The sequence below is a fragment of the Lactococcus sp. LG1267 genome (genome assembly GCF_017309545.1).
GTDB classification, from domain to species: Bacteria; Bacillota; Bacilli; order Lactobacillales; family Streptococcaceae; genus Lactococcus; species Lactococcus petauri.
Genome location: NZ_CP071295.1, coordinates 557,858 through 579,564 on the forward strand (window position 1 = coordinate 557,858; position 21,707 = coordinate 579,564).

General features: G+C 39.1%; 21 protein-coding genes. 16 read left to right on the forward strand and 5 right to left on the reverse strand.

Going from position 1 to position 21,707, the window contains the following annotated elements; genetic code table 11:
• Positions 1–35: 35 nt before the first annotated feature.
• From J0J33_RS02830 to J0J33_RS02860, 7 genes are all read left to right on the forward strand, one after another.
• Positions 36–1,499: a basic amino acid/polyamine antiporter gene (locus J0J33_RS02830; protein WP_019292690.1), complete on the forward strand. Its 1,464-nt coding sequence runs from the start codon at positions 36–38 to the stop codon at positions 1,497–1,499.
• A 97-nt stretch (positions 1,500–1,596) separates the two neighbouring features.
• Positions 1,597–2,547 carry a carbamate kinase gene (gene arcC / locus J0J33_RS02835; protein ID WP_019292689.1) on the forward strand — a complete coding sequence of 317 codons (951 nt, stop codon included), beginning with the start codon at positions 1,597–1,599 and terminating at the stop codon, positions 2,545–2,547.
• A gap of 51 nt (positions 2,548–2,598) precedes the next feature.
• The gene (locus J0J33_RS02840) at positions 2,599–3,090 is read left to right on the forward strand and encodes a prolyl-tRNA synthetase associated domain-containing protein (RefSeq protein ID WP_019292688.1); all 492 of its coding nucleotides are present in this window, start codon (positions 2,599–2,601) and stop codon (positions 3,088–3,090) included.
• Positions 3,091–3,100: 10 nt separating this feature from the next.
• Positions 3,101–4,231 (forward strand): aminotransferase, encoded by a 1,131-nt coding sequence (locus tag J0J33_RS02845; RefSeq protein ID WP_061414008.1) that lies wholly within the window; start codon positions 3,101–3,103, stop codon positions 4,229–4,231.
• A 77-nt stretch (positions 4,232–4,308) separates the two neighbouring features.
• Positions 4,309–4,920: a nitroreductase family protein gene (locus J0J33_RS02850; RefSeq protein ID WP_019293036.1), complete on the forward strand. Its 612-nt coding sequence runs from the start codon at positions 4,309–4,311 to the stop codon at positions 4,918–4,920.
• A 106-nt stretch (positions 4,921–5,026) separates the two neighbouring features.
• Complete coding sequence (locus J0J33_RS02855) at positions 5,027–6,007, forward strand: polyprenyl synthetase family protein (protein ID WP_173816931.1); 981 nt, start codon at positions 5,027–5,029, stop codon at positions 6,005–6,007.
• A gap of 3 nt (positions 6,008–6,010) precedes the next feature.
• A complete protein-coding gene (locus J0J33_RS02860; RefSeq protein ID WP_206921767.1) occupies positions 6,011–6,913 on the forward strand; it encodes a prenyltransferase in 903 nt (300 codons plus the stop codon).
• 193 nt (positions 6,914–7,106) lie between these two features.
• Here the strand turns inward: J0J33_RS02860 and feoB are convergent, their stop codons facing one another.
• The 5 genes from feoB to rpmB form a co-directional block, all read right to left on the reverse strand.
• Complete coding sequence (feoB, locus tag J0J33_RS02865; RefSeq protein WP_173816929.1) at positions 7,107–9,212, reverse strand: ferrous iron transport protein B; 2,106 nt, start codon at positions 9,210–9,212, stop codon at positions 7,107–7,109.
• Positions 9,213–9,224: 12 nt separating this feature from the next.
• Positions 9,225–9,686, reverse strand: coding sequence for a ferrous iron transport protein A (locus J0J33_RS02870; protein WP_019292682.1), 462 nt, complete (start codon positions 9,684–9,686; stop codon positions 9,225–9,227).
• A gap of 172 nt (positions 9,687–9,858) precedes the next feature.
• On the reverse strand, positions 9,859–11,529 hold the full coding sequence (locus tag J0J33_RS02875; protein ID WP_019292681.1) for a DAK2 domain-containing protein: 1,671 nt from the start codon (positions 11,527–11,529) through the stop codon (positions 9,859–9,861).
• The gene (locus J0J33_RS02880) at positions 11,529–11,891 is read right to left on the reverse strand and encodes an Asp23/Gls24 family envelope stress response protein (RefSeq protein ID WP_026063759.1); all 363 of its coding nucleotides are present in this window, start codon (positions 11,889–11,891) and stop codon (positions 11,529–11,531) included. The genes J0J33_RS02875 and J0J33_RS02880 overlap by 1 nt, the downstream gene beginning before the upstream one ends.
• A 291-nt stretch (positions 11,892–12,182) precedes the next feature.
• Positions 12,183–12,377 (reverse strand): 50S ribosomal protein L28, encoded by a 195-nt coding sequence (gene rpmB / locus J0J33_RS02885; RefSeq protein WP_003133678.1) that lies wholly within the window; start codon positions 12,375–12,377, stop codon positions 12,183–12,185.
• Positions 12,378–12,558: 181 nt separating this feature from the next.
• On the opposite strand from rpmB, the gene J0J33_RS02890 reads away from it, so the two are divergent.
• The 9 genes from J0J33_RS02890 (at position 12,559) to J0J33_RS02930 (ending at position 21,676) form a co-directional block, all read left to right on the forward strand.
• Positions 12,559–13,209 carry a DUF1129 domain-containing protein gene (locus tag J0J33_RS02890; protein WP_173816927.1) on the forward strand — a complete coding sequence of 217 codons (651 nt, stop codon included), beginning with the start codon at positions 12,559–12,561 and terminating at the stop codon, positions 13,207–13,209.
• A 103-nt stretch (positions 13,210–13,312) separates the two neighbouring features.
• Entirely contained in the window at positions 13,313–15,631 is a 2,319-nt protein-coding gene (locus J0J33_RS02895) for an HAD-IC family P-type ATPase (protein ID WP_173816924.1), read from the forward strand.
• Between the two features lie 151 nt (positions 15,632–15,782).
• Positions 15,783–16,652: a glucose-1-phosphate thymidylyltransferase RfbA gene (gene rfbA / locus J0J33_RS02900; RefSeq protein ID WP_019292678.1), complete on the forward strand. Its 870-nt coding sequence runs from the start codon at positions 15,783–15,785 to the stop codon at positions 16,650–16,652.
• A complete protein-coding gene (locus tag J0J33_RS02905) occupies positions 16,653–17,249 on the forward strand; it encodes a dTDP-4-dehydrorhamnose 3,5-epimerase family protein (protein WP_019292677.1) in 597 nt (198 codons plus the stop codon).
• Position 17,250: 1 nt separating this feature from the next.
• Positions 17,251–17,508: a hypothetical protein gene (locus J0J33_RS02910; protein WP_019336021.1), complete on the forward strand. Its 258-nt coding sequence runs from the start codon at positions 17,251–17,253 to the stop codon at positions 17,506–17,508.
• Positions 17,509–17,530: 22 nt separating this feature from the next.
• Positions 17,531–18,574 (forward strand): dTDP-glucose 4,6-dehydratase, encoded by a 1,044-nt coding sequence (gene rfbB / locus J0J33_RS02915; RefSeq protein WP_173816921.1) that lies wholly within the window; start codon positions 17,531–17,533, stop codon positions 18,572–18,574.
• Between the two features lie 15 nt (positions 18,575–18,589).
• Positions 18,590–19,486, forward strand: coding sequence for a dTDP-4-dehydrorhamnose reductase (rfbD, locus tag J0J33_RS02920; protein ID WP_165719175.1), 897 nt, complete (start codon positions 18,590–18,592; stop codon positions 19,484–19,486).
• A 110-nt stretch (positions 19,487–19,596) separates the two neighbouring features.
• The gene (gene cps2T, locus J0J33_RS02925; RefSeq protein WP_173816919.1) at positions 19,597–20,742 is read left to right on the forward strand and encodes a beta 1-4 rhamnosyltransferase Cps2T; all 1,146 of its coding nucleotides are present in this window, start codon (positions 19,597–19,599) and stop codon (positions 20,740–20,742) included.
• Positions 20,732–21,676, forward strand: coding sequence for a glycosyltransferase family 2 protein (locus tag J0J33_RS02930; protein WP_242526936.1), 945 nt, complete (start codon positions 20,732–20,734; stop codon positions 21,674–21,676). Before cps2T ends, J0J33_RS02930 begins: the two co-directional genes overlap by 11 nt.
• Positions 21,677–21,707: the final 31 nt, after the last annotated feature.

Sequence of the window (21,707 nt, forward strand, 5' to 3'; positions counted from 1 at the left end):
AAGCATATGACTTTATGAAAAAAATAGGAAGTAATATGGAAGTAGAAAATAAAAAAGGAATAGGGCTCATGGCCCTCGTAGCAATTATCGTATCCGGAGCTATTGGTGGTGGGGTATTTAACCTCTCGAACGACTTGGCAAATGGAGCTACACCAGGTGGTGTGGTCATTTCATGGCTCTTTATTGGTTTTGGTATTCTTATGCTCGTTTTGAGCTTAAATCACCTTGTTGTTAATAAACCAGAACTCTCCGGTGTTTCAGATTATGCCCGCGCAGGATTTGGTGATTTTGCCGGATTCTTATCAGGCTGGGGTTACTGGTTGTCTGCTTGGGCAGGTAACGTGGCTTTCGCTGTCTTGATGATGACATCTGTCAACTATTTCTTTCCTGGTGTTTTTGCTAATGAAGACGGTTCTTTGACCTTTTTATCAGTCATTGTTGTCTCAGTCGTTTCTTGGTCATTAACTGCACTTGTTATTCGTGGTGTTGAAGGGGCAGCAGTAATTAATGCTATTGTACTCATTGCTAAATTAATTCCAATCGCAATTTTTGCCGTTGTTGCTATTGTTATGTTCAGAGCAGGAGTCTTTACAGAACATTTTTGGCAAAATGTCGTCATTAATGCAGATGGATCAGCAGCATTTACTCAGATGACAGCCTCAGGATTAATCGGACAGATTCAAAGTTCCTTGATGGTTATGATTTGGGTCTTCGTTGGTATTGAAGGTGCGGCAATGATGGGCGACCGTGCTAAGAAAAAATCAGATGCTGGTAAAGCTTCAATTATTGGGTTATTCACTTTGCTGGTGATTTATATCTTGCTCTCGCTCTTACCTTATGGATATTTGGATCAAGCACAGCTTGCAAGTATGCCACAACCAGGTATGGTTGGTATCTTACGTGAGATGGTTGGCCCTTGGGGTGGTAATTTGATGGCTATCGGGTTGATTATTTCACTTCTCGGTGCTTGGTTATCGTGGACGATGCTTCCAGTTGAGTCAACTTCTCAATTGGCTTCACAAAAGCTCTTGCCTGCTTGGTTTGGAAAAGAAAATAAAGCTGGTGCACCTGTTAATTCATTGCTTTTGACTCAAGGTTTTGTACAACTCTTTATCATTATTACTTACTTTGCCTCAGATGCTTATAATGTCTTTGTTTACCTCTGTACTGCAGTAATTATGGTTTGCTACGCTCTCGTCGGTGCATATCTATTAAAAGTTGGTTTAGTCGAAAAATCAACTAAAAATATTTTAATTGGCTTCTTTGCCATGGCATTCCAAATTATTGCCCTTTACCTGAGTGGTTGGCAGTTTGTCTGGATGGCTTCCATTCTATATGTAGTTGGTTTTGTCCTCTATATCCGTGCAAAACGTGAAAACAACAGAACTATTTCAACAGGCGAATGGTTTGCTATTATTATCTTTACTCTCGCAGCTTTGCTGGCTCTTTATGGCTTGCTTGCTAATCAGTTTGGTTTGAGAGAGTTACTTGGTATTTAAAAAGAAAATTTAGAGTAAAATTTTTGAGCCATCAAAAGTTTTATTCTTTCAAGCGCGAAGTAAGCGCTTTAATAACATGAAATAGGAGAAAATAATTATGGTTAGACGTATTGTAGTTGCTCTTGGCGGTAACGCTATTTTGACAGATGATCCAACAGCTCAAGCACAACAAGAAGCGCTTGAAGTTACAGCGAGTCAATTGATCCCGCTCATTAAGGATAACGATGTAGAAATAGTTGTTACGCATGGTAACGGCCCTCAAGTTGGTAATTTACTTTTACAACAACTGGGATCAGACAGTGCCAAAAATCCTGCGATGCCTTTAGATACAGCCGTGGCTATGACTCAAGGACAAATTGGATACTGGATGACTCAAGCCTTTACTAAAGCTTTAATCAAAGAAGGCTTGGAACGAATTCCTGTAGCTTCTGTTGTCACACGTGTCGTGGTAGACAGTAATGATCCTGCATTTGAAAACCCAACAAAACCGATTGGCCCATTCTATGACGAAGCACAAATGAACAAAATGTTGGAACAATATCCAGATTGGAAATTTGTCGAAGATTCAGGTCGTGGGTATCGTCGTGTTGTTGCCAGTCCAAAACCAGAACGTATTGTAGAAGCAGAAGCCATCAAACCACTGTTAGATGCTGCAGTTTTAACTACTGTATCAGGCGGCGGCGGCATTCCTGTAGTTGAGCATGAAGACGGTACATACACAGGAGTGGAAGCTGTAATAGACAAGGACTTTTCAGCAGCTAAACTTGCAGAACTTGTGGATGGTGACGAGTTAGTTATTTTGACAGGTGTGGACAATGTTTTTGTCAATTACAACAAACCAGATCAAAAGAAATTGGAAAAAGTTACTTTGTCTGAAATTGGTGCCTACTTGGAAGACGGTCAATTTGCTGCAGGCTCTATGAAACCAAAAGTTGAAGCAGCTATGGCTTTTGTAGAACGTACTGGTCGTGCGGCAACAATTACTTCCCTTGAAAATCTTGAAGATTTCTTGGCAAATGGTTCAGGAACAACAATTGTTGCTGATTAAAATGTAAGAGGCTGTGTTTTGCGCGGCCTTTTTCTTATATGAGGAGGCTGAATGAGAGACTTTAAAGAAGTAGAGAAGTTAATGGCTCAGCTCGAAATTCCCTATAAAATTGTCGAGCATCCGGCCAGTCATTCTACAGAAGAATCTGACCATTATATTGAAGGACATGAAGGTTGTAGGTCGAAGACTTTAGTTTTGGCTAATAAAAAATCCACCCAATTCTATATGGTTATTATGGATGATAGTAAGCGCGTTGAGATGAACAAACTGGGGGAGGTACTTGGAGTAAATCGACTTCATTTTGTATCAGAAGAACGTTTGGAAAGCATGTTGGGACTGCAGTCTGGGATTGTTTCTATTTATGGTCTGGTTGATAATAAAATGGATAATATGCATGTTTATTTTGACCGAGATATGCTTGAGGAGCATGACATTATGACGTTACACCCTAATGACAATACAAAGACAATCTTTTTTCCCATGGAAGATTGCTTTAAAATACTGGATGCACAATGCTATACTTATACTATAATTGATATTTAGGAGGGCACATATGAAGATAGATGGTTTTGGAGTAGAAGAATGGCTCAATGTATGGGAAAAAGAAGCAGTTTATGACATTGCTCAATCAACGATTTCATCCATGACGTTGCAAGAAATATTAAATCTGGAAGAAGACAAGGGCCAAAGCTTTATGTCTCACTTAATGCAGGAAAAATTTAACTACGGATGGATTGAAGGCTCTCCTGAATTTAAGCAAGAAGTAGCCAAGCTTTATACGAAAGTTCCCGCAGAAAATATTTTGGCGACAAATGGCGCAACGGGTGCCAATCATTTGGTCTTGTATGGATTGATCGAGCCGGGAGATCATGTGATTGCAGAGTACCCAAGCTACCAGCAGCTCTATGATATTCCACGATCTTTAGGAGCCGAAATTGAGTTTTGGCAAATTTATGAATCTGAAAACTGGTATCCACGCTTGGATGAACTCCGTCAGATGATTCGTCCAAACACAAAGATGATTTGTTTGAACAATGCCAATAATCCGACAGGTACAACCTTAAACCGTGCCTTTTTAGAAGAGGTCATTCAACTGGCTCGAACAGTTGATGCTTATGTCTTGGTCGATGAGGTTTACTTGCCTCTTGATGATGCGGAAGATTATGCGCCAATTGTTGACTTATATGAAAAAGGTATCTCGACGAACTCGCTTTCTAAAACATATTCTGTACCTGGTGTACGTTTAGGTTGGGTGGCGACTCAAGATGAAAAACTAGCAGATGAGTTTCGCAAATACCGCGATTATACAATGATTTGTTGTGGAGTCTTTGATGATGCCTTAGGAACTCTAGTCTTAAAACACCGTGATCAAGTACTGGCGCGGAATAAAGAAATCGTCACTAATAATTTGCAGATACTTCGGGAGTGGGTGGAAAATGAGCCACTTGTATCAATGATATTTCCTAAAGCAGTATCGACAAGCTTTGTGAAATTTGAAACGCTCGATCCGGCCCAAACAGAAGAATTTTGCGTGGCCTTGCTTAAAAACAAAGGCGTTCTTTTAGTACCGGGAAATAGGTTTGACTTGCCAGGCTATGCACGTTTAGGCTATTGTACGGATGAAAAGACATTACGCGAGGGTTTGTCTGCTTTGTCTCAATTTTTGCGAGAATATAACAAATAGGATAATAGAGGGGATTTACCCCTTTTTTATATACTAAAAATATGCAAATTTGGTACAATAATGAGAGGAGGATATTCATGGATTTTGTAAAAATTAATAAAGAACGCCACGCTGTAAAAACATTTGACGGTAAAAAAATACCAACAGTAGATGTGAAACAGATTATCTCTGCTGCAAGTTTAGCACCTTCTGCACATAACATCCAACCTTGGCACTTTGTCATTGTTGAGAGTGAACAAAAACGTCAAGAACTTCTATCCGTTGTTCATGGAAAAAATGGTCAACAAGTGAAAGAAGCTGGAGCGGTCATTGCTATCTTTAGTGATACTAATCTTTCTGAACGCTCGAGTGAAATTGCACGTACTGGGGCTGGAGAAATGGATAGTGAACAACTGCAACGTTTCAATAGTCGCTATCCCCAAATGTTTGAAAATATGGACGAGATGATGGAAGCAAGCTATTTATCATTGAATATTGGTTTTGTGACGATGAATCTCATGTATGTCATCAAAAATAGAGGCTATGAAGGCAATATTATTCTTGGCTTTGAACGTACTGAGCGCGTGAATGAAATTCTCGAAGTCGATAAACGTTACCGTCCAGAGCTCTTGGTTGTATTGGGCTCATCAGAAGCAAAAGGTCAAGCAAGTTACCGCTTGCCACAACAAAATATTATTGAAATTCGATAATAAGTAATAAGAGAAAAAAGTGAGTCGTTTATATCGAAATTTAAGGTGGATTTTGCTAGAATAAGAGAGATATAAAAACGATAGATATAGGTAGTAAGGGGAAAAAGTGCTAGATTTTTGGCAGGACTATCCTGAAATTAAGGAAAAACTTATCGCAGTACAAACTATGATGACAGAACGTTTAGCGGTAAATAATACAGATATACGTGACGCATTACAAAAGTTTACGACGCGCGGAGGTAAAATGGTTCGGCCAGCGCTTTTTTTTCTATTTTCTGGCTTAGTTGACGAGGAGATAGAAGACGAAGAACGTTTGGTTAAAATAGCAGCCAGTTTGGAGTTGTTACACTCGGCAACATTGATTCATGATGATGTTATTGATGATTCTCCTTTACGTCGAGGCTTGCCGAGTGTTGAAGCACAATTTGGCAAGGATGTTGCAGTATACACGGGTGATTTTATTTATACGGTTTACTTCGAGTTGCTTTGTGAAACAATGGCTGCGACACCATTTTTGCCGCGTAATGCAAGATCGATGAAAAAGATTCTTCAAGGTGAACTTACACAGATGCAATCAGCTTTTAATGCAGACAACAGTATTAGACGCTATCTTAAAGCTATCAGTGGTAAAACCGCAGAGCTATTGAGTTTAGCTTGTTTAGAAGGTGTGTATTTCTCTGGTGGTGATAAGCAGATGCAACGGTCTGCACGAAAGATTGGTTTAGCGATTGGTCTTGCTTTTCAGATTTATGATGATGTACTTAATTTTACAGTCGGTTTGGAAGAAGCTGATAAACCAATATTAACGGATTTTCGTCAAGGGATTTATACCTTACCCTTGTTGCTGGCAAAAGAGGAAGCGCCTGAAAAAGTCCTACCTTATCTGGAAGCGCCAGAAGGACTGAGTCGTCAAGAATGTATCGAATTTTCCGAACTGGTCACTGATCTAGGAGGCATTACAGGAAGTCTTTTCTTAGCAAAACATCTAACCGATCAAGCGTTACTTGAAATAGAAAAATTCCCAGAATCTCGTAACCGCGAAATTTTGATGGAAGTTACCCAAACCTTATTACAAAGAAATTATTAAAAAATGAACTTTAAAATATTTGCTGAGCTTATTGAGCTGAAAGCTAAAACAGCGAGCGTTTTTCCTTTTATACTGGGAGTTGCTTATTCACTTTATCATTATCAAATAGCCAATTTTGGCCCATTAATCATCTACTTTGTGGCTATGTTCTGCTTTAACTGTTTTGTAGATATTTGGGACAACTACAATGATTACCATAAGGCTGTGGATACGGAAGATTACAAGAAAAATACCAATATCATTGGTCGGGAAAATCTATCACTTTCGCTGATAAAGGGCTTTTTACTCTTCTTCTTCTCTCTTTCCTTGATTTTAGGATTAATTGTGGCAGGACTTGTGGGCTGGCCGGTGTTTTGGTTAGGACTTTTTTGCTATTTCATTGGTATCTTTTACTCAGCTGGACCAAAACCCTTATCAAGTTTACCTGTAGGTGAGCTGGCCAGTGGTTTAACAATGGGCTACTTAATTTTTCTGATCTGTGTATATATCAATACGAGTGCTGTTTTTGTTTGGGATTTTGCAACTTTGGCATCAACCTTCCTTGTTGCTTTACCAAGTACCTTGTTAATTGCTAACTTGATGCTGGCGAATAATACTTGTGATTTGGAAGAGGACGAAGCTAATCATCGTTATACTATTGTGCATTACATCGGGAGAAAGAATGCTTTGCGCTGGTGGACATTAGCCATTATATTGGCCTATATCTCAATCGTTGGGGCAGTAGTTTTGGGACTAATCTCTCCACTCATGTTGCTCATGTTTATACTTTTGCCTTTCATTATCACACAAGCGCGTCCTTACCTCCAAAGACAAGTAAAAAGTGAAACTTTTATTGCTTCAGTAAAAATATTAATGGTCTTCTCGCTATTGCAAGCGGGACTCATGTTGCTTGCTTTAGTTCTCTGAGAATAAGAAAAACCTTCTCTTAAGGAAGGTTTTTTCTTATTCACAACAGTCTTTTTTCGATGGGATTTCTAAGGCAGAAACACCCTTAACAGGACAGGTTGTAGTTGTACAATCATCGCAAGCTCCTTTTCTCCGCACTGTTTTGCGCACTGAAAAGAAGGCTGCAATTAAAATAAGGGATAAGAGAACGATGCTAGCTAAGTTCAAGAGAAAGTTCCTCCTTGTTTGATGTGTATTTTGGTCGACGGAAGATAAGATAAAGGCCGAAAACCAAGAGAAGTACTGCAAGCAATGTATTAATGCTAATGGACTGTGTCAGAAAGGCAGAGCCTAACTGATAAATGATAAAGCTCATGCTGTAAGCCACAGCGGTTTGAAAGCCCACAGCGCGTAAAGTCCATTTAACTTCACCCATTTCCTTATAAATTGCCGAAATAGCAGCAATACAGGGTGCACATAACAGGTTGAAGACAAGTAAAGAATAAGCGGCCAGTGGTGTGTAGCTATTTTGTAGAGCCGTCCAAATGGCTCGACCGTTATTTTCTACCTCTGCACCTTGGGCGTACAATTGGCTCATAGTTCCGACAATAGTCTCTTTGGCAATTAGTCCAGTCAAGGTAGCTACCGTGGCTTTCCACTCTCCAAAGCCTAGAGGAGCAAAAACAATACTCAGGTATCCTCCGAGCGTTGCTAATATTGATTGGCCGGGTTCAACTTGGTGCAAAGTGAAGCTATAGTTTGACAAGAACCAGAGTGCGACATTGAGCGCAAAAATGATTGTCCCAGCGCGCTTAATAAAACTCAAACCTCGATCAAACGCATATTTAAAGACTGTAGGAAAGTGAGGTATATGGTAAGTAGGCAATTCTAAGATGAAAGCAGAAGTATCTCCCGCGAACATTCTCGTTTTTTTCAAAATAATTCCTGAGAGGATAATCATGGCCATGCCTAAGAAGTATGCGCTAGGTGCAACCCAACTGGTGGAGTGAAAAAAGGCACCTGAAACTAAAGCAATAATCGGCAACTTTGCTGAACAGGGCATGAAGGTGGTCACCATGATGGTAATTTTTCTGTCCCTTTCTTGTTCAATTGTACGGGTAGCCATAATTCCCGGTACACCACAGCCAGAAGAAATCAACATGGGAATAAAGGATTTACCAGACAAGCCAAATCTTCTAAAAATACGATCCATCACAAATGCGACACGAGCCATATAGCCTGAATCTTCAAGAAAGCCTAACAGGAGGAATAGAACGAAGATTTGTGGAACAAAGCCTAGGATAGCCCCAATTCCAGCGAGGACACCATCAAGGAGTAGGGATTGGACCCAAGGAACAATCGCCAAGCTATCCATTACTTGGTGTAAAATATCTGGCAGAAAACTACCAAAAAAGTTATCATTGAGCCAATCGCTAGCGGGTGTACCAATGACCTGTATCGCTAAAAAGTAAACGAGCCACATGATAAGGATAAAAATAGGAAGGCCCAACCATTTATGGGTAACGATGCGGTCGATTTTATCTGTTAGATTAAGTTGTCCTTTATGTGCGCTTGTAACAACCAAACGAACAATTTGACCAATTAAATCATAGCGCTCGTTAACGATGATGGATTCACGATCGTCGCCCATAATTTTTTCGGTGATTGCTACGATTTCATCTAATTCTTGCCCTTGTGAGGCAGTGAGGGAGTTCGAGGCTAAACTGTCCCCTTCAAAAAGTTTAATTTGTTCAAAACGATTCTTTGCTTGGGGACAAATCGTTTGAATTTCTCCTAAGGCACTTTCAAGACGGAGGTCATAATCTAAAGGTGTAACTTCAAGAGGCTGGCAAGCTTTTCGAATAGCTTCGTCTAGACCTTTCTTCTTTAAAGCACTAGTAAGTACGACAGGTAGCCCTAAACTGTAAGACAGTTTTTCGATATCAATTTGTTTACCTTGATATTCTAGCAAGTCGCTCATATTTAGAGCGATGACGATAGGAATATTAAACTCCATCAGTTGTAATGTGAGGTACAGTGAGCGTTCGAGATTTGTTGCATCAATAATATTGAGAAGGACATCTGGTGGTGTCTCTCTGAGATAATTTCGTGTGACTTGTTCTTCTAAAGTATAAGGTGAGAGAGAATAAGTTCCCGGTAAATCTTGAATAGCGATATTTTTGTCTTTTTTATAACGTCCTGTTTTACATTCAACTGTTACACCTGGCCAATTTCCTACTTGCTGATTACTGCCAGTTAATATATTGAAAATACTTGTTTTCCCACTATTTGGGTTTCCTAGCAAAGCGATTTTAGTCATCTTTATTTCCTTTTAATCTTGGACAACAATTTTTATTTTTTCAGCATCTTTCTTTCTTAAAGAAAGAGAGTAACCCCGCAGATGAAGCTCCATAGGATCTCCTAGTGGTGCAAGTTTATGCACCGCAATACTTGTTCCCCTCGTAATCCCCATATCCATAAGCCGGCGCTTTATTTCACTTTCCCCCTCGAGTAATCGGACCACGCCACTTTGACCGATATTCAAAGACGAGAGAGGTATAAGTTCCTCATTTGATTGTTCGTCTTTAATCAAAATCGTGTTGAGGTAGAAACTGCTTAGCGCTAAACGTGTCTGACCAATCTTTAAAAGCGCATTTTCCCCGTCCATAGAAATTAAAACAACTTCCGTATCAGGGGCAAAACCAAGCTCTCGAAGTTTTCCAGCATGCTCGGATTTTAATATTTTATTTACATAATATATTTGGCCGATACGGGCAGTATTCAGTGTTTTCATGCATGCTCCTTCAATGGGATGTAAAAAGTATTTGACATTACAATAAGTATAACACGAATTACTTGTAATTTCGAGGAAATTTGTGTATGGGAGAAAGTAAATAAAAAAAGAATGTTTCACGTGAAAACAAACACACAAAAAAACTAGCTTTGAGAGGCCAGTTTTTTGTGTTTTATTCTACAGAGAAAATGTATGGATAAACAGGTTGTTTTCCGTCATGAATCTCTACTTCGAGTTCAGGGTAACGTTTTTCTAGTTCTTTGGCAATACGTTCGGCATTTGATTTTTTACCGTCTTCACCAATATAAATTGCTGCAATTTCGCTGTCTTCATCAATCATTTTTTCAAAAGCAGCAAAGATAGCATCGTTCATTTTTTTGGTTGATGCGACAATTTTATTATTGACCATGCCAAGTGTATCTTTTTTATGGATATCAATACCATCAATATTGGTGTCACGAATAGCTTGTGTCACTGAACCAGATTGTACGTCTGCTAATGAAGCAGTCATATTTTCTTTGTTTTCTTCAATTGATTTTGTTGGGTCAAAGCTGAGTAAGGCAGTAAAACCTTGAGGAACAGTTGCTGTTTCAATCACTTCAACAGGAATATCTGAAACTTCAGCGGCAGATTTGGCAGCCATGAAGATATTTTTATTATTTGGAAGAATAATAACTTTTTCGGCATTGACAGCTTCAATAGCTTTGAGGATGTCTTCTGTTGATGGGTTCATTGTTTGACCACCAGAAACGACATGCTGTACACCCATTTCACGGAAAATGTCAGCAAGACCATCACCAGCAGCGATGGCAATCAATCCCCAGTCAGATTTAGAAGTAGAAGTGCTGATGTTGTTTGTTTTTTCTTTTTCAGCAACACCTTCGTTTTGGAGGCGCATGTTGTCAACTTTAACCTTAACCAGACGACCATATTTAAGCCCTTCTTGCATAACAAGACCAGGATCTTCAGTATGGACATGGACTTTAACGATTTCTTCGTCATCAACAACTAAAAGTGAATTACCGATACCCGCCAAGTAAGCTTGGAAATTATCGTGATCATAACTCTCACGGGCTGTTGGACCTTGGCCTAACTCGACCATAATCTCTGTACAGTAGCCGTATTTAATATCGCTTGTGGAAGCACCCGCAACACTTGTTTCAGACTCGTGTTCAAGGTTAATCATACGGTCCATGGCACCTAAACCTTGCTCAGGATTTTCAGGGACGAATTCACCGTTGAGAGCCATCAAGAAGCCTTCGTAGATATAAACCAAACCTTGACCACCTGAATCGACAACGCCAACTTCTTTAAGGACTGGCAACATGTCTGGTGTTTTCGCTAAAGCGATTTTAGCTCCTTCAAGAGCAGCTTCCATAATAGCTGTTGCATCGTCAGTCTCATTAGTTTTACGATTTGCAAGTTCTGCAGCACCGCGTGAAACAGTTAAGATTGTACCTTCAACAGGTTTCATAACCGCTTTATAAGCGACTTCAACACCATTTTGCAAAGCGTTAGCTAAATGAATACCATCAAGTTCATCGTAGTCTTTGGCATATTGTCCAAAACCGCGGAAGATTTGACTAAGGATAACACCAGAGTTACCACGAGCGCCCATGAGCAAACCTTTGGAAAGGATTTGAGCAACTTGTCCAACAGTTTCGGCTGGTTTTTCAGCGACATCTTTGGCACCATTTGTGATTGTCATCCCCATGTTTGTTCCTGTATCTCCGTCTGGGACAGGAAAGACATTCAGAGAATTGACATATTCAGCTTGTTCGTTAAGGCGACTTGCTGCCGCCTGAATCATTTCTTGAAATTTACTTGCGTTAATATTTGACACTAGTCTTCGACCACCTTCACATTTTGTACATATACATTGACTTTAGCTGCTACAATGCCAAGTTGATTTTCCAGATTGAAACGGATACGTTCTTGGATGTTTTTGGCAACTTCGCTAATTTTAACACCATAGCTGACAACAACATAAACACCAATGATTGTTTGGTTATCGGTTGTCGTAACGACAACACCTTTAGAATAGTTTTCTTGTCCGAGGATATTACGGAAATTGTCTTTTACAGCATTTTTGCTTGTCATGCCGACAACGCCGAAAATTTCAGTAGTGCTTGCACCTACAACAGTAGCGATAACATCTGTTGCAATGTCAACATTACCATGTTGAGTATTAATAGTAACGGTCATTTTCATATGCGTGCTGTTGAATCATACAGCACTTTCCTCCATAATAATTTATGTATCACTTCATTTTATCATAATTTTGTAAAATAGAACAGTTGTTTTATTGGTTTTTTGGTCAATTTAGCCTTGTAAGTGCTTTAGGGGAGGGGGTCTTAAGTCGAAAGAGTTTTAGAAGATGAAAAAACCAAAGATCAACCGTTAATTATGACCTTTGGTTTTTAAAGTGTTGGAGAAAGAGAAGAAAATAAAAAAGACCAGTAAATAAGATTCACTAGCTTTCTTTATTTTATCCAATTATACACGCTCAACGCCTGCAGGCAATTTTTTCAATGCTTTAGCTGAAGCCCATACAGTTTTGAGTTCACCGTTTTCAAGAATTTGAACTTTTTGAAGATTAGGTTTAACTACACGTTTAGTTTGGTTCATAGCGTGTGAACGGTTATTACTTGATACAGTCTTACGACCAGTAAAATAACATTCTTTTGACATGGTTTGGTTCCTCCTTAAAAATTTTATGCTTTTTTTAAAGAGCATCTCTAAAAATTCAGATCTGAAACACAATTCTTACAGAAACCCTCAAAATAACATACCAAATTAGTATAACATTTTTTTATTAAAAAAATCAAGTTTTATTTCCAAATTTCACCAAAATTTTTATATAATAGGAGATATGGAAAATCTAATCGAGCAACTCACTGCCAAAAATAGCGAATATGTACATAACGTAACAAAGCAATTGATGCTTTTAGGAAAATCAGACGAGGAAATCAAAAAAATACTCGCTGAAATCTTGCCGAAAATCATCGAAGGACAAAAGGAAGGTATTCTGGCCCGCAAATTATTGGGGGCACCAATGGAATTTGCGACACAGTATAAACCTGAGGAAGATAAGGTAAAACGTCAGGAAACAGCGAAAAATGAATCACCCTTCTTGATGTGGCTAGATAGTGCTTTACTTTTCTTTGGTGTGATTTCAGTGGTTATGGGACTGATGGGTCTCTTCCAGCCACAAGCAAGTGTTTACGGTCTATTGACAACGCTGGCTTCTTCCGCTCTCGCTGGTTTGGTGATGTACTGGATGTATAAATATTTTTACAGTGCACAACGCCCACAGAAAAAAGGCAAAGGTTTTGCGATGTTAGCTGTTGCGATGGTGGCATGGGCAGGCGTTTCTGTCTTGGTCGCTCTCTTACCAAAATCCATCAATATTGTACTTGCTCCGTACATTACAATTATTCTCGGGGCAGCCGTGATGGGGATTCGCTTTCTTATTCAACGTAAATTCAATGTGCAGTCTTCGATGGCACGTCAAACAAAGTAAACTAATTAACCCCGTCCTCATTGTGACGGGGTTTTATTTCGAAAATGTAAGGTATTTGCTTCTCTAATAATGTTAGGATAGAATAAGAGTTAGGAGAGAGCTTATGTCATTTAAATATGAAGGTTTGTCACAAAAAGAAGTTGAAAATCGTTTAAAATCAGGTCAGGTCAATATCGCAAAGAATGAGAGCAGTAAAACATATGGCCAAATTTTTGCGAGTAATTTGCTGACTTTTTTTAACTTAATCAATATTTTCCTTTTTATTTTAGTGCTTTCAGTGGGCTCGCATCGAAATGCGCTTTTCATTATTGTTGTTGCAGTGAATGCAGGAATTGGTTTATATCAGGAAATTAAAGCACGTCGCTTGCTCGACAAGCTCTCTTTATTGAATACAAGTAAGGTCAAGACTTTTCGTCAAGGGAAACAGATTGAATTAAAACAAGAAGAGCTTGTGCTTGATGACATTATTCTTCTGGGACTTGGAGATCAAATTCCATGTGACTGCCAAATCATTGAAGGGCAAGTGGAAGTAAATGAAGCTTTGCTTACCGGAGAGGCTGACGCGCTGACTAAAAAAGCAGATGCAGAACTTTTTTCGGGTAGTTTTGTCACAAGCGGGACAGCTGTTGCACGGGTTGTTCATGTAGGAAAAGACAATTATATTCATCAATTAGCCCATGAAGCTCAAAAAATAAAGAAACAGAAACGAATGTTGCGTGACAGTTTAGCAAAAGTTGTACGTATCGTAAGTTTCATTATGATACCCTTGGGAATTTTGCTTTACCTCAAGTTGTTTTATGTCATTGATACGGGCCACAAACAAGCCGTTCTAGGAACGGTTGCTGCCCTAGAGGGTATGTTCCCACAGGGGTTGATTTTATTGACCAGTATGGCTTTAACGTTGGGAGTTATCAACTTAGTGAAGCAAAAAGTTTTGGTTCAAGAGCTGCATACGATTGATGCGCTTGCACGAGTGGATGTGCTGTGCTTGGATAAGACAGGGACCATTACGACGGGTGAAATGAAAGTGGAAAAGATTGAGAGTCTGACTGAACATTCTGAGCCACACATTGTCCATGTCATGGGGAATCTTCTAGAAAACCTCCCAGATCAAAACGTCACTGCACAAGCCTTAAGGAAGTATTTTGCTTCATTAAAGGATTACAATGTTTCTCAAGTGTTGCCATTTTCTTCTGAGAGGAAATACAGCGCAGTTGAGTTTACAGAAGGGACCTTTTATTTAGGTGCTTGGCAGTTTTTGTTTCCAAAGGGAAATGCCGTGTTAGAACAGCACGCACAAAAGTATGCAGAAAAGGGTTATCGTGTGTTAGTCTTGGCCTGCTCAAAACAAGCACTTGATAGAGACCGACTTCCTGAAGCCCTAACTGCAGAAGCGCTCATTGTTATTTCTGATGTTTTGCGTGACGATGCTAAACAGACTCTGGCCTATTTTAAAAAGCAGGGTGTACGTTGTAAAATCATCTCAGGAGATGATCCTGTAACAGTATCGGCAATTGCGAAGGCTGTTTCCTTACCGGATGCCGAGCAGTATGTTGATGCCAGTCAACTAAAAACAGAGGCAGAACTGGAGTTTGCAGTAGAAAATTTTCAAATTTTTGGTCGTGTCTCCCCACAACAGAAAAAAATGATGGTGCAAATCCTGAAGAAGCAGGGGCACACAGTAGCGATGACTGGAGATGGTGTCAATGATATTATGGCCTTTAAGGAAGCTGATTGTTCGATTGCCATGCGCGAAGGTAGTGAAGCGGCGAAACAAACCGCCAATCTTATTTTGATGGATAATAACTTCTCGGCGATGCCTTATATTGTTAATGAGGGGCGACGCGTAATTAATAACTTAACACGTACAGGCTCTTTATTAATGGTGCGGATGATGTTTTCGATAGCTTTAACTGTGTTGACTTTATTTGCGGGGAGTGTCTATCCTTTTGAGCCAATCCAGCTTACTGTTTTGACCGCGTTTTTTGTCGGGATTCCCTCTTTTTTCTTGAGTTTTGAGTCAGACTTTTCAAAAGTTGAAGGTCGTTTTTTGCGGACGCTGTTTGAGCGTGCGTTTCCTGTGGGTTTTAGTATTGCTGTTGGCGCAATACTTATCGTTACAATAGGCGGAGTCTTCGGTATTTCACATCCTGAACTTGCGATGATGACGGTTCTCTTTTCTGCATGGAACTACGTTTTGATGCAGCGCAAGATATTTTGGCCTATTAAGCGCTACCGCTTATGGATTTTCACAATCACACAGCTTTCGTTTTTTGTAGCTTTAATTGTGGGTACGGATTTTCTTAATTTAGCATGGCCGAGTCCGCTTCACTTTACATTACTTATCCCATTTCTGATTGTTGCACCTCTTGCACAATATTTACTGACAAAGGGAGCCTTATTCATGTTTAAAAAATTATAATTGAAACATACTAAACAAAAGGTGCTAGAGCGTTGCTTCTAGTCCTTTTTGCTCCTACCTCAGGCAGAATTAGAATGAAATAAAAGTAAAAATATGCTATAATTATGCTGATTAACTATAATAAAATAGAAGAAATAAAGTGAGGTACCTCATGAAAGGGATTATTTTAGCAGGTGGATCAGGAACGCGTTTGTATCCACTGACTCGTGCAGCAAGTAAACAATTGATGCCCGTCTATGATAAACCAATGATTTATTATCCGTTATCTACACTGATGTTAGCTGGGATTAAAGATATTTTGATCATCTCAACACCAGAAGATACACCGCGTTTCCAAGAACTCTTGCAAGATGGTTCTGAATTCGGACTAAATTTGCAGTATGCTGTTCAACCAAGTCCAGATGGTTTGGCTCAAGCTTTCATCATCGGCGAAGACTTTATTGGTGATGATTCAGTTGCTCTTATCTTGGGTGATAACATTTATCATGGCCCAGGGATGTCTAAGTTACTTCAAACTGCTGCAGCCAAAGAAAAAGGCGCAACTGTGTTCGGTTACCAAGTGCCAGACCCAGAGCGTTTTGGTGTTGTTGAGTTTGACGAAGACATGAACGCTGTTTCAATTGAAGAAAAACCTGAGGTACCAAAATCTGACTACGCAGTAACAGGGCTTTATTTCTACGATAATGATGTTGTAGAGATTGCTAAAAACATCAAACCTTCACCACGTGGAGAGTTGGAAATCACAGATGTGAATAAGGCCTATCTTGAACGTGGTGATCTCTCTGTCGAACTTATGGGACGTGGCTTTGCATGGCTCGATACAGGAACACATGAAAGCTTGCTCGAGGCAGCGCAATATATTGAAACAGTTCAACGTATGCAAAACGTTATGGTTGCTAACCTTGAAGAAATTGCATGGCGTATGGGCTATATTTCTGAAGAAGCCGTACGTGAACTTGCACAACCGCTTAAGAAAAACGCATACGGTAAATATTTACTTAAATTGGTAGGTGATAAATAAATGACGGATAACTTTTTTGGAAAAGAACTTGCAGCACGCAAAATTGAAGCTATTCCAGGTATGTTAGAATTTGATATTCCGGTTCATGGTGATAATCGCGGCTGGTTTAAAGAAAACTTTCAAAAAGAAAAGATGCTTCCACTCGGTTTCCCAGAAAAATTCTTCGCAGAAGGAAAATTACAAAATAACGTTTCTTTCTCACGTAAAAATGTTTTGCGCGGTTTACACGCTGAACCATGGGACAAATATATTTCTGTAGCAGATGGTGGACGTGTTTTGGGCTCATGGGTAGATCTTCGTGAAGGCGAGAGCTTTGGTCATGTTTACCAAACAGTGATTGATGCCAGCAAGGGTATTTTTGTACCACGTGGCGTTGCCAATGGTTTCCAAGTTTTAAGTGATACTGTTTCTTACTCTTACTTAGTAAATGACTATTGGGCTTTGGAACTTAAACCAAAATACGCTTTCGTCAATTATGCAGATCCAACTTTAGGTATTGAGTGGGAAGATCTTGCACATGCTGAAGTGAGTGAAGCAGACAAAAATCACCCACTGCTTGCAGATGTAAAACCCCTAACCGCAGATTTACTCGGCTAAAATGAAGGCCAAACATCTACAAAGTAAAAGAATACTAGAGTTTTGGCAAGTGAATAAGGAAAATGAACAACCTGTGTGGGTAAAGAAGGCCTTTGCTTCAGGTGGATTTTCTTGGTTAAATGATAAAACATTACGTATTGTTAATACTGGTGGTTTGATCAAGATTAACGCTGCTCAAGATGAATTTCTGGTGTTTAATGGCAAATATTTAAAAATTGTGTCAGCGCAGAAATTCAAACAAGACTATCGCTTGCAATAAAAAATATACTAGAGGAAAAACAATGACTGAATTTAAAAATATCGTAGTCACTGGTGGTGCTGGATTCATCGGTTCAAATTTCGTACACTACGTTTATAATAATCATCCAGATGTACATATTACCGTTTTAGATAAATTAACGTATGCGGGAAATCGTGCCAATATTGACATGATTCTTGGAGATCGTGTAGAGCTTGTCGTTGGTGATATTGCAGATCCAGAGATTGTGGATCAGGTTGCTTCCAAGGCAGATGCGATTGTGCACTATGCGGCAGAAAGCCACAACGACAACTCACTTAAATCACAAGATGAGTTTATCCAAACGAACTTTATTGGGACATATACGTTGATTCAAGCGGCACGAAAATATGATTTACGCTTCCATCATGTATCGACAGATGAAGTTTATGGTGATTTGCCTTACCGCGAAGATTTACCAGGACATGGCGAAGGCGAAGGTGAGAAATTCACTGATAAAACACCTTACAATCCATCAAGTCCTTACTCTTCGACTAAAGCAGCATCGGACTTAATTGTCCGTGCTTGGGTACGTTCATTTGGCTTGAAAGCGACAATTTCAAACTGTTCAAATAACTATGGACCTTACCAACACATCGAAAAATTTATCCCACGTCAAATTACAAACATTTTATCAGGGATTAAACCAAAACTTTATGGCGATGGTAAAAATGTGCGTGACTGGATCCATACAGAAGACCATTCTTCTGGCGTTTGGACAATTTTGACCAAAGGCCGTATGGGTGAAACTTATCTTATCGGAGCCGATGGCGAAAAAAATAATAAAGAAGTTTTAGAAGAAATCTTAACGGAGATGGGACAAACACCTGACGCTTATGATCGTGTAACTGATCGTGCTGGCCATGATTTGCGCTATGCTATCGACAATACAAAACTTCGTACAGAACTTGGCTGGGAGCCTAAACACACAGACTTTGAGTCAGGCTTGAAGGCAACAATTGATTGGTATACTGAAAATCAAGACTGGTGGAAGGCAGAAAAAGCTGCTGTTGAAGCAAAATATGCTGAAAGCCAAAAAGTTCTCTAAGATAAAGGAATAAATATGATTTTAATTACTGGTGGAAATGGCCAACTTGGTACTGAGTTACGCCATCTTCTTGATGAACGGGATGTAAAATACTTTGCAGCAGATGTTAATGAACTTGATATTACGGACAAAACTGCTGTTGATGCTTTCTTTGACAAAAATAAACCAGAATTGGTTTATCACTGCGCTGCCTACACTGCTGTAGATAAAGCAGAAGATGAAGGTAAAGCTCTTAACGAAAAAATTAATGTTGATGGCACACGTCATGTAGCTGAGGCAGCTGCTCGTGTTGGAGCAACACTTGTTTATATTTCAACGGACTATGTTTTCAATGGTGATTTACCTGTTGGTCAAGAATGGGAAGTTGATGCGCCAAAAGGCCCTGTTTCAGAATATGGACGTACAAAATTACTCGGGGAGCAAGCAGTTGAAGCATCTGGTGTGAAATTTTATACGATTCGTACAGCATGGGTATTTGGTAGCTACGGACCAAATTTTGTTTTTACAATGCAAAATCTCGCCACTCGTTTTCCAGAAATCACCGTTGTTAATGATCAACACGGTCGTCCTACTTGGACCCGTACATTAGCAGAGTTTATGGTCTACTTGGTTGATCAACAAGCAGAAGCAGGTTATTATCACCTAACAAACGATGCTGCACCTGGAGAAGATGTAACATGGTTTGATTTTGCTAAAGAAATTTTGAAAGATACAGATACAGTTGTAAAACCTGTAGATTCAAGTAATTTCCCATCTGCCGCGAAACGACCATTTAACTCAACGATGAGTCTTACTAAAGCGAAAGCTACAGGATTTAATATTCCAACATGGCAAGAAGCTCTTGCACAATTGCTGACTATTGGTGACTTAAGAGAAAATAAAGATAAAGTCAAAGGCGAAACAGCAAAATAAATATGGCATCGACAAGTTTTGGAGATGATAAAAAACAGCGAAATTCTGTCATTAAGGCAGAATTCTCGCTTTGAGAGGTTAAAAGTTTGCGCTTGCAAACGTAGAAAAACATGAAAAAACACATTTTTATTATTGGTAGTCGTGGATTGCCAGCAAAGTATGGAGGGTTTGAGACTTTTGTAGAAGAGTTGGTTAAACACCAAAGTAATCAAAATATTAAATATCATGTGGCTTGTCAAAGCGAGAATTCAGATATAGAAGTTGTGGATGGTCATTTTGATTATCGAGGGGCTGATTGCTTTGTTATTAATGTGCCAAACATTGGACCAGCGCGTGTAATTGCATATGATGCTCTGGCAATTAATGCAGCCTTGAAGCAAATTAAAGAGGAACAAATTATTGAACCAGTCTTCTATATATTAGGAAATACGATAGGTGGCATTATTGGTCACTATGCTCATAAAATTCACAAGGTCGGCGGAAAGCTGCTTGTCAATCCAGATGGGCTTGAGTGGAAACGTACCAAGTGGCCGAAACCTGTGCGCCGCTATCTTAAGCATGCGGAGAAAAAAATGGTCCGTAGTGCGGATATGATTATTAGTGATAATCAAGGTATTCTTGATTATTTACGTGCAGAATATGGTCAGGTCAAGAGTGAGGTGATTGCTTACGGTACTGAAACAGAGATATCCAGTTTGGATTTTTCTACAACTTTAGAAGAATTTGGCGTTGAAGATTACTATTTAATTGTAGGACGTTTTGTCCCTGAAAATAATTATGAGACACTGATTCGCAGCTTTATGGCATCAAATACAGAAAATGATTTGGTCATTATCACCAACTATGAAGGTAATACTTTTTATGATATACTTCTTCAAAAAACACAATTTGACCAAGATAGGCGAATAAAGTTTGTTGGAACGGTTTATGATCAGGATGAATTAAGATATATACGAGAACATGCACTTGCATACTTGCATGGCCATGAAGTAGGAGGGACTAACCCAGGGCTTCTTGAAGCGATGTGGTCAACTTCGGTTAACCTCGTTTTAGATGTTAATTTTAATCGTGAAACAGCAGGGGATGCGGTGCTCTACTTCAATAAAGATGAATTAACTCAAAAAATAAATCAAATTGAAAATTTGAGCGATATAGAAAGAAATGACCTACAAAACAAATCAAGAAGTAGGATACAAGAAAGATATATGTGGGACATGATATGTACCCAGTATGAGGAGCTTTTTGTTGAAAGTTAATATTTTAATGTCGACGTACAATGGTGAAAAGTATGTCGGACAACAAATAGAAAGTATTCAGAAGCAAAGCTTTACCGAATGGAATTTGTTAGTGCGAGATGATGGTTCAAAAGATAAAACGTGTGATATCGTTGCTTCATATGCGCAACTTGACCAACGGATTCAGCTGATTCGGGCTGAAAATAAAGGTGTGATTGAATCTTTCTATGAACTTGCTAAATATAATCAGGCAGATTACTATTTTTTCTGTGATCAAGATGATTATTGGTTGCCGGAAAAAGTGAAAATTGTACTAAATGAAACCAAGAAGTATGATAATGATAGGGCGAAACTGTATTACACAGATTTAAAAATTGTAGATAAAAAATTGCAAGTAATTAGTAATTCAATGATCAAAAGCCAATCGGGGCACGCTAACACTAAGTTAGTCCAAGAGTTGACAGAGAACACAGTCACGGGATGTACGATGATGGCTAACAAAGCACTGATTGATTTGTGGAATAGTACTTCCGGTATTATCATGCATGATTGGTATCTGGCTTTAGTTGCCGCTTCACAAGAAGGGTTGATTTATATTGATCAGCCTACGATGCTTTACCGTCAGCATGATGATAATGTTTTAGGTGCCCGTACTATCAAGAAAAGAATCCAGAAATGGATACGCCCGCATCTCTGGTTTAGAAAATACTGGTGGCTTATTACTGCGAGCCAAAGCCAAGCACAAAATTTATTATCTAATGTATCGCTTTTGGAAGAGGACGAGGAGCTTATTCAAAATTATGTGAGTATTTTGGATCAAAATTATTCCACGCGACGTGCTTGGCTGAAAAAATACGATTTACGTAAAAATAAATCGTGGCATACAAAAATATTTCGAAGCTTGATTATTACAAAATTTGCCTATAAGGCTTTCTTACGTAGAAACAGTAAGTAAATCAAATAAAAATTTGCAGAAGCAAATTCTT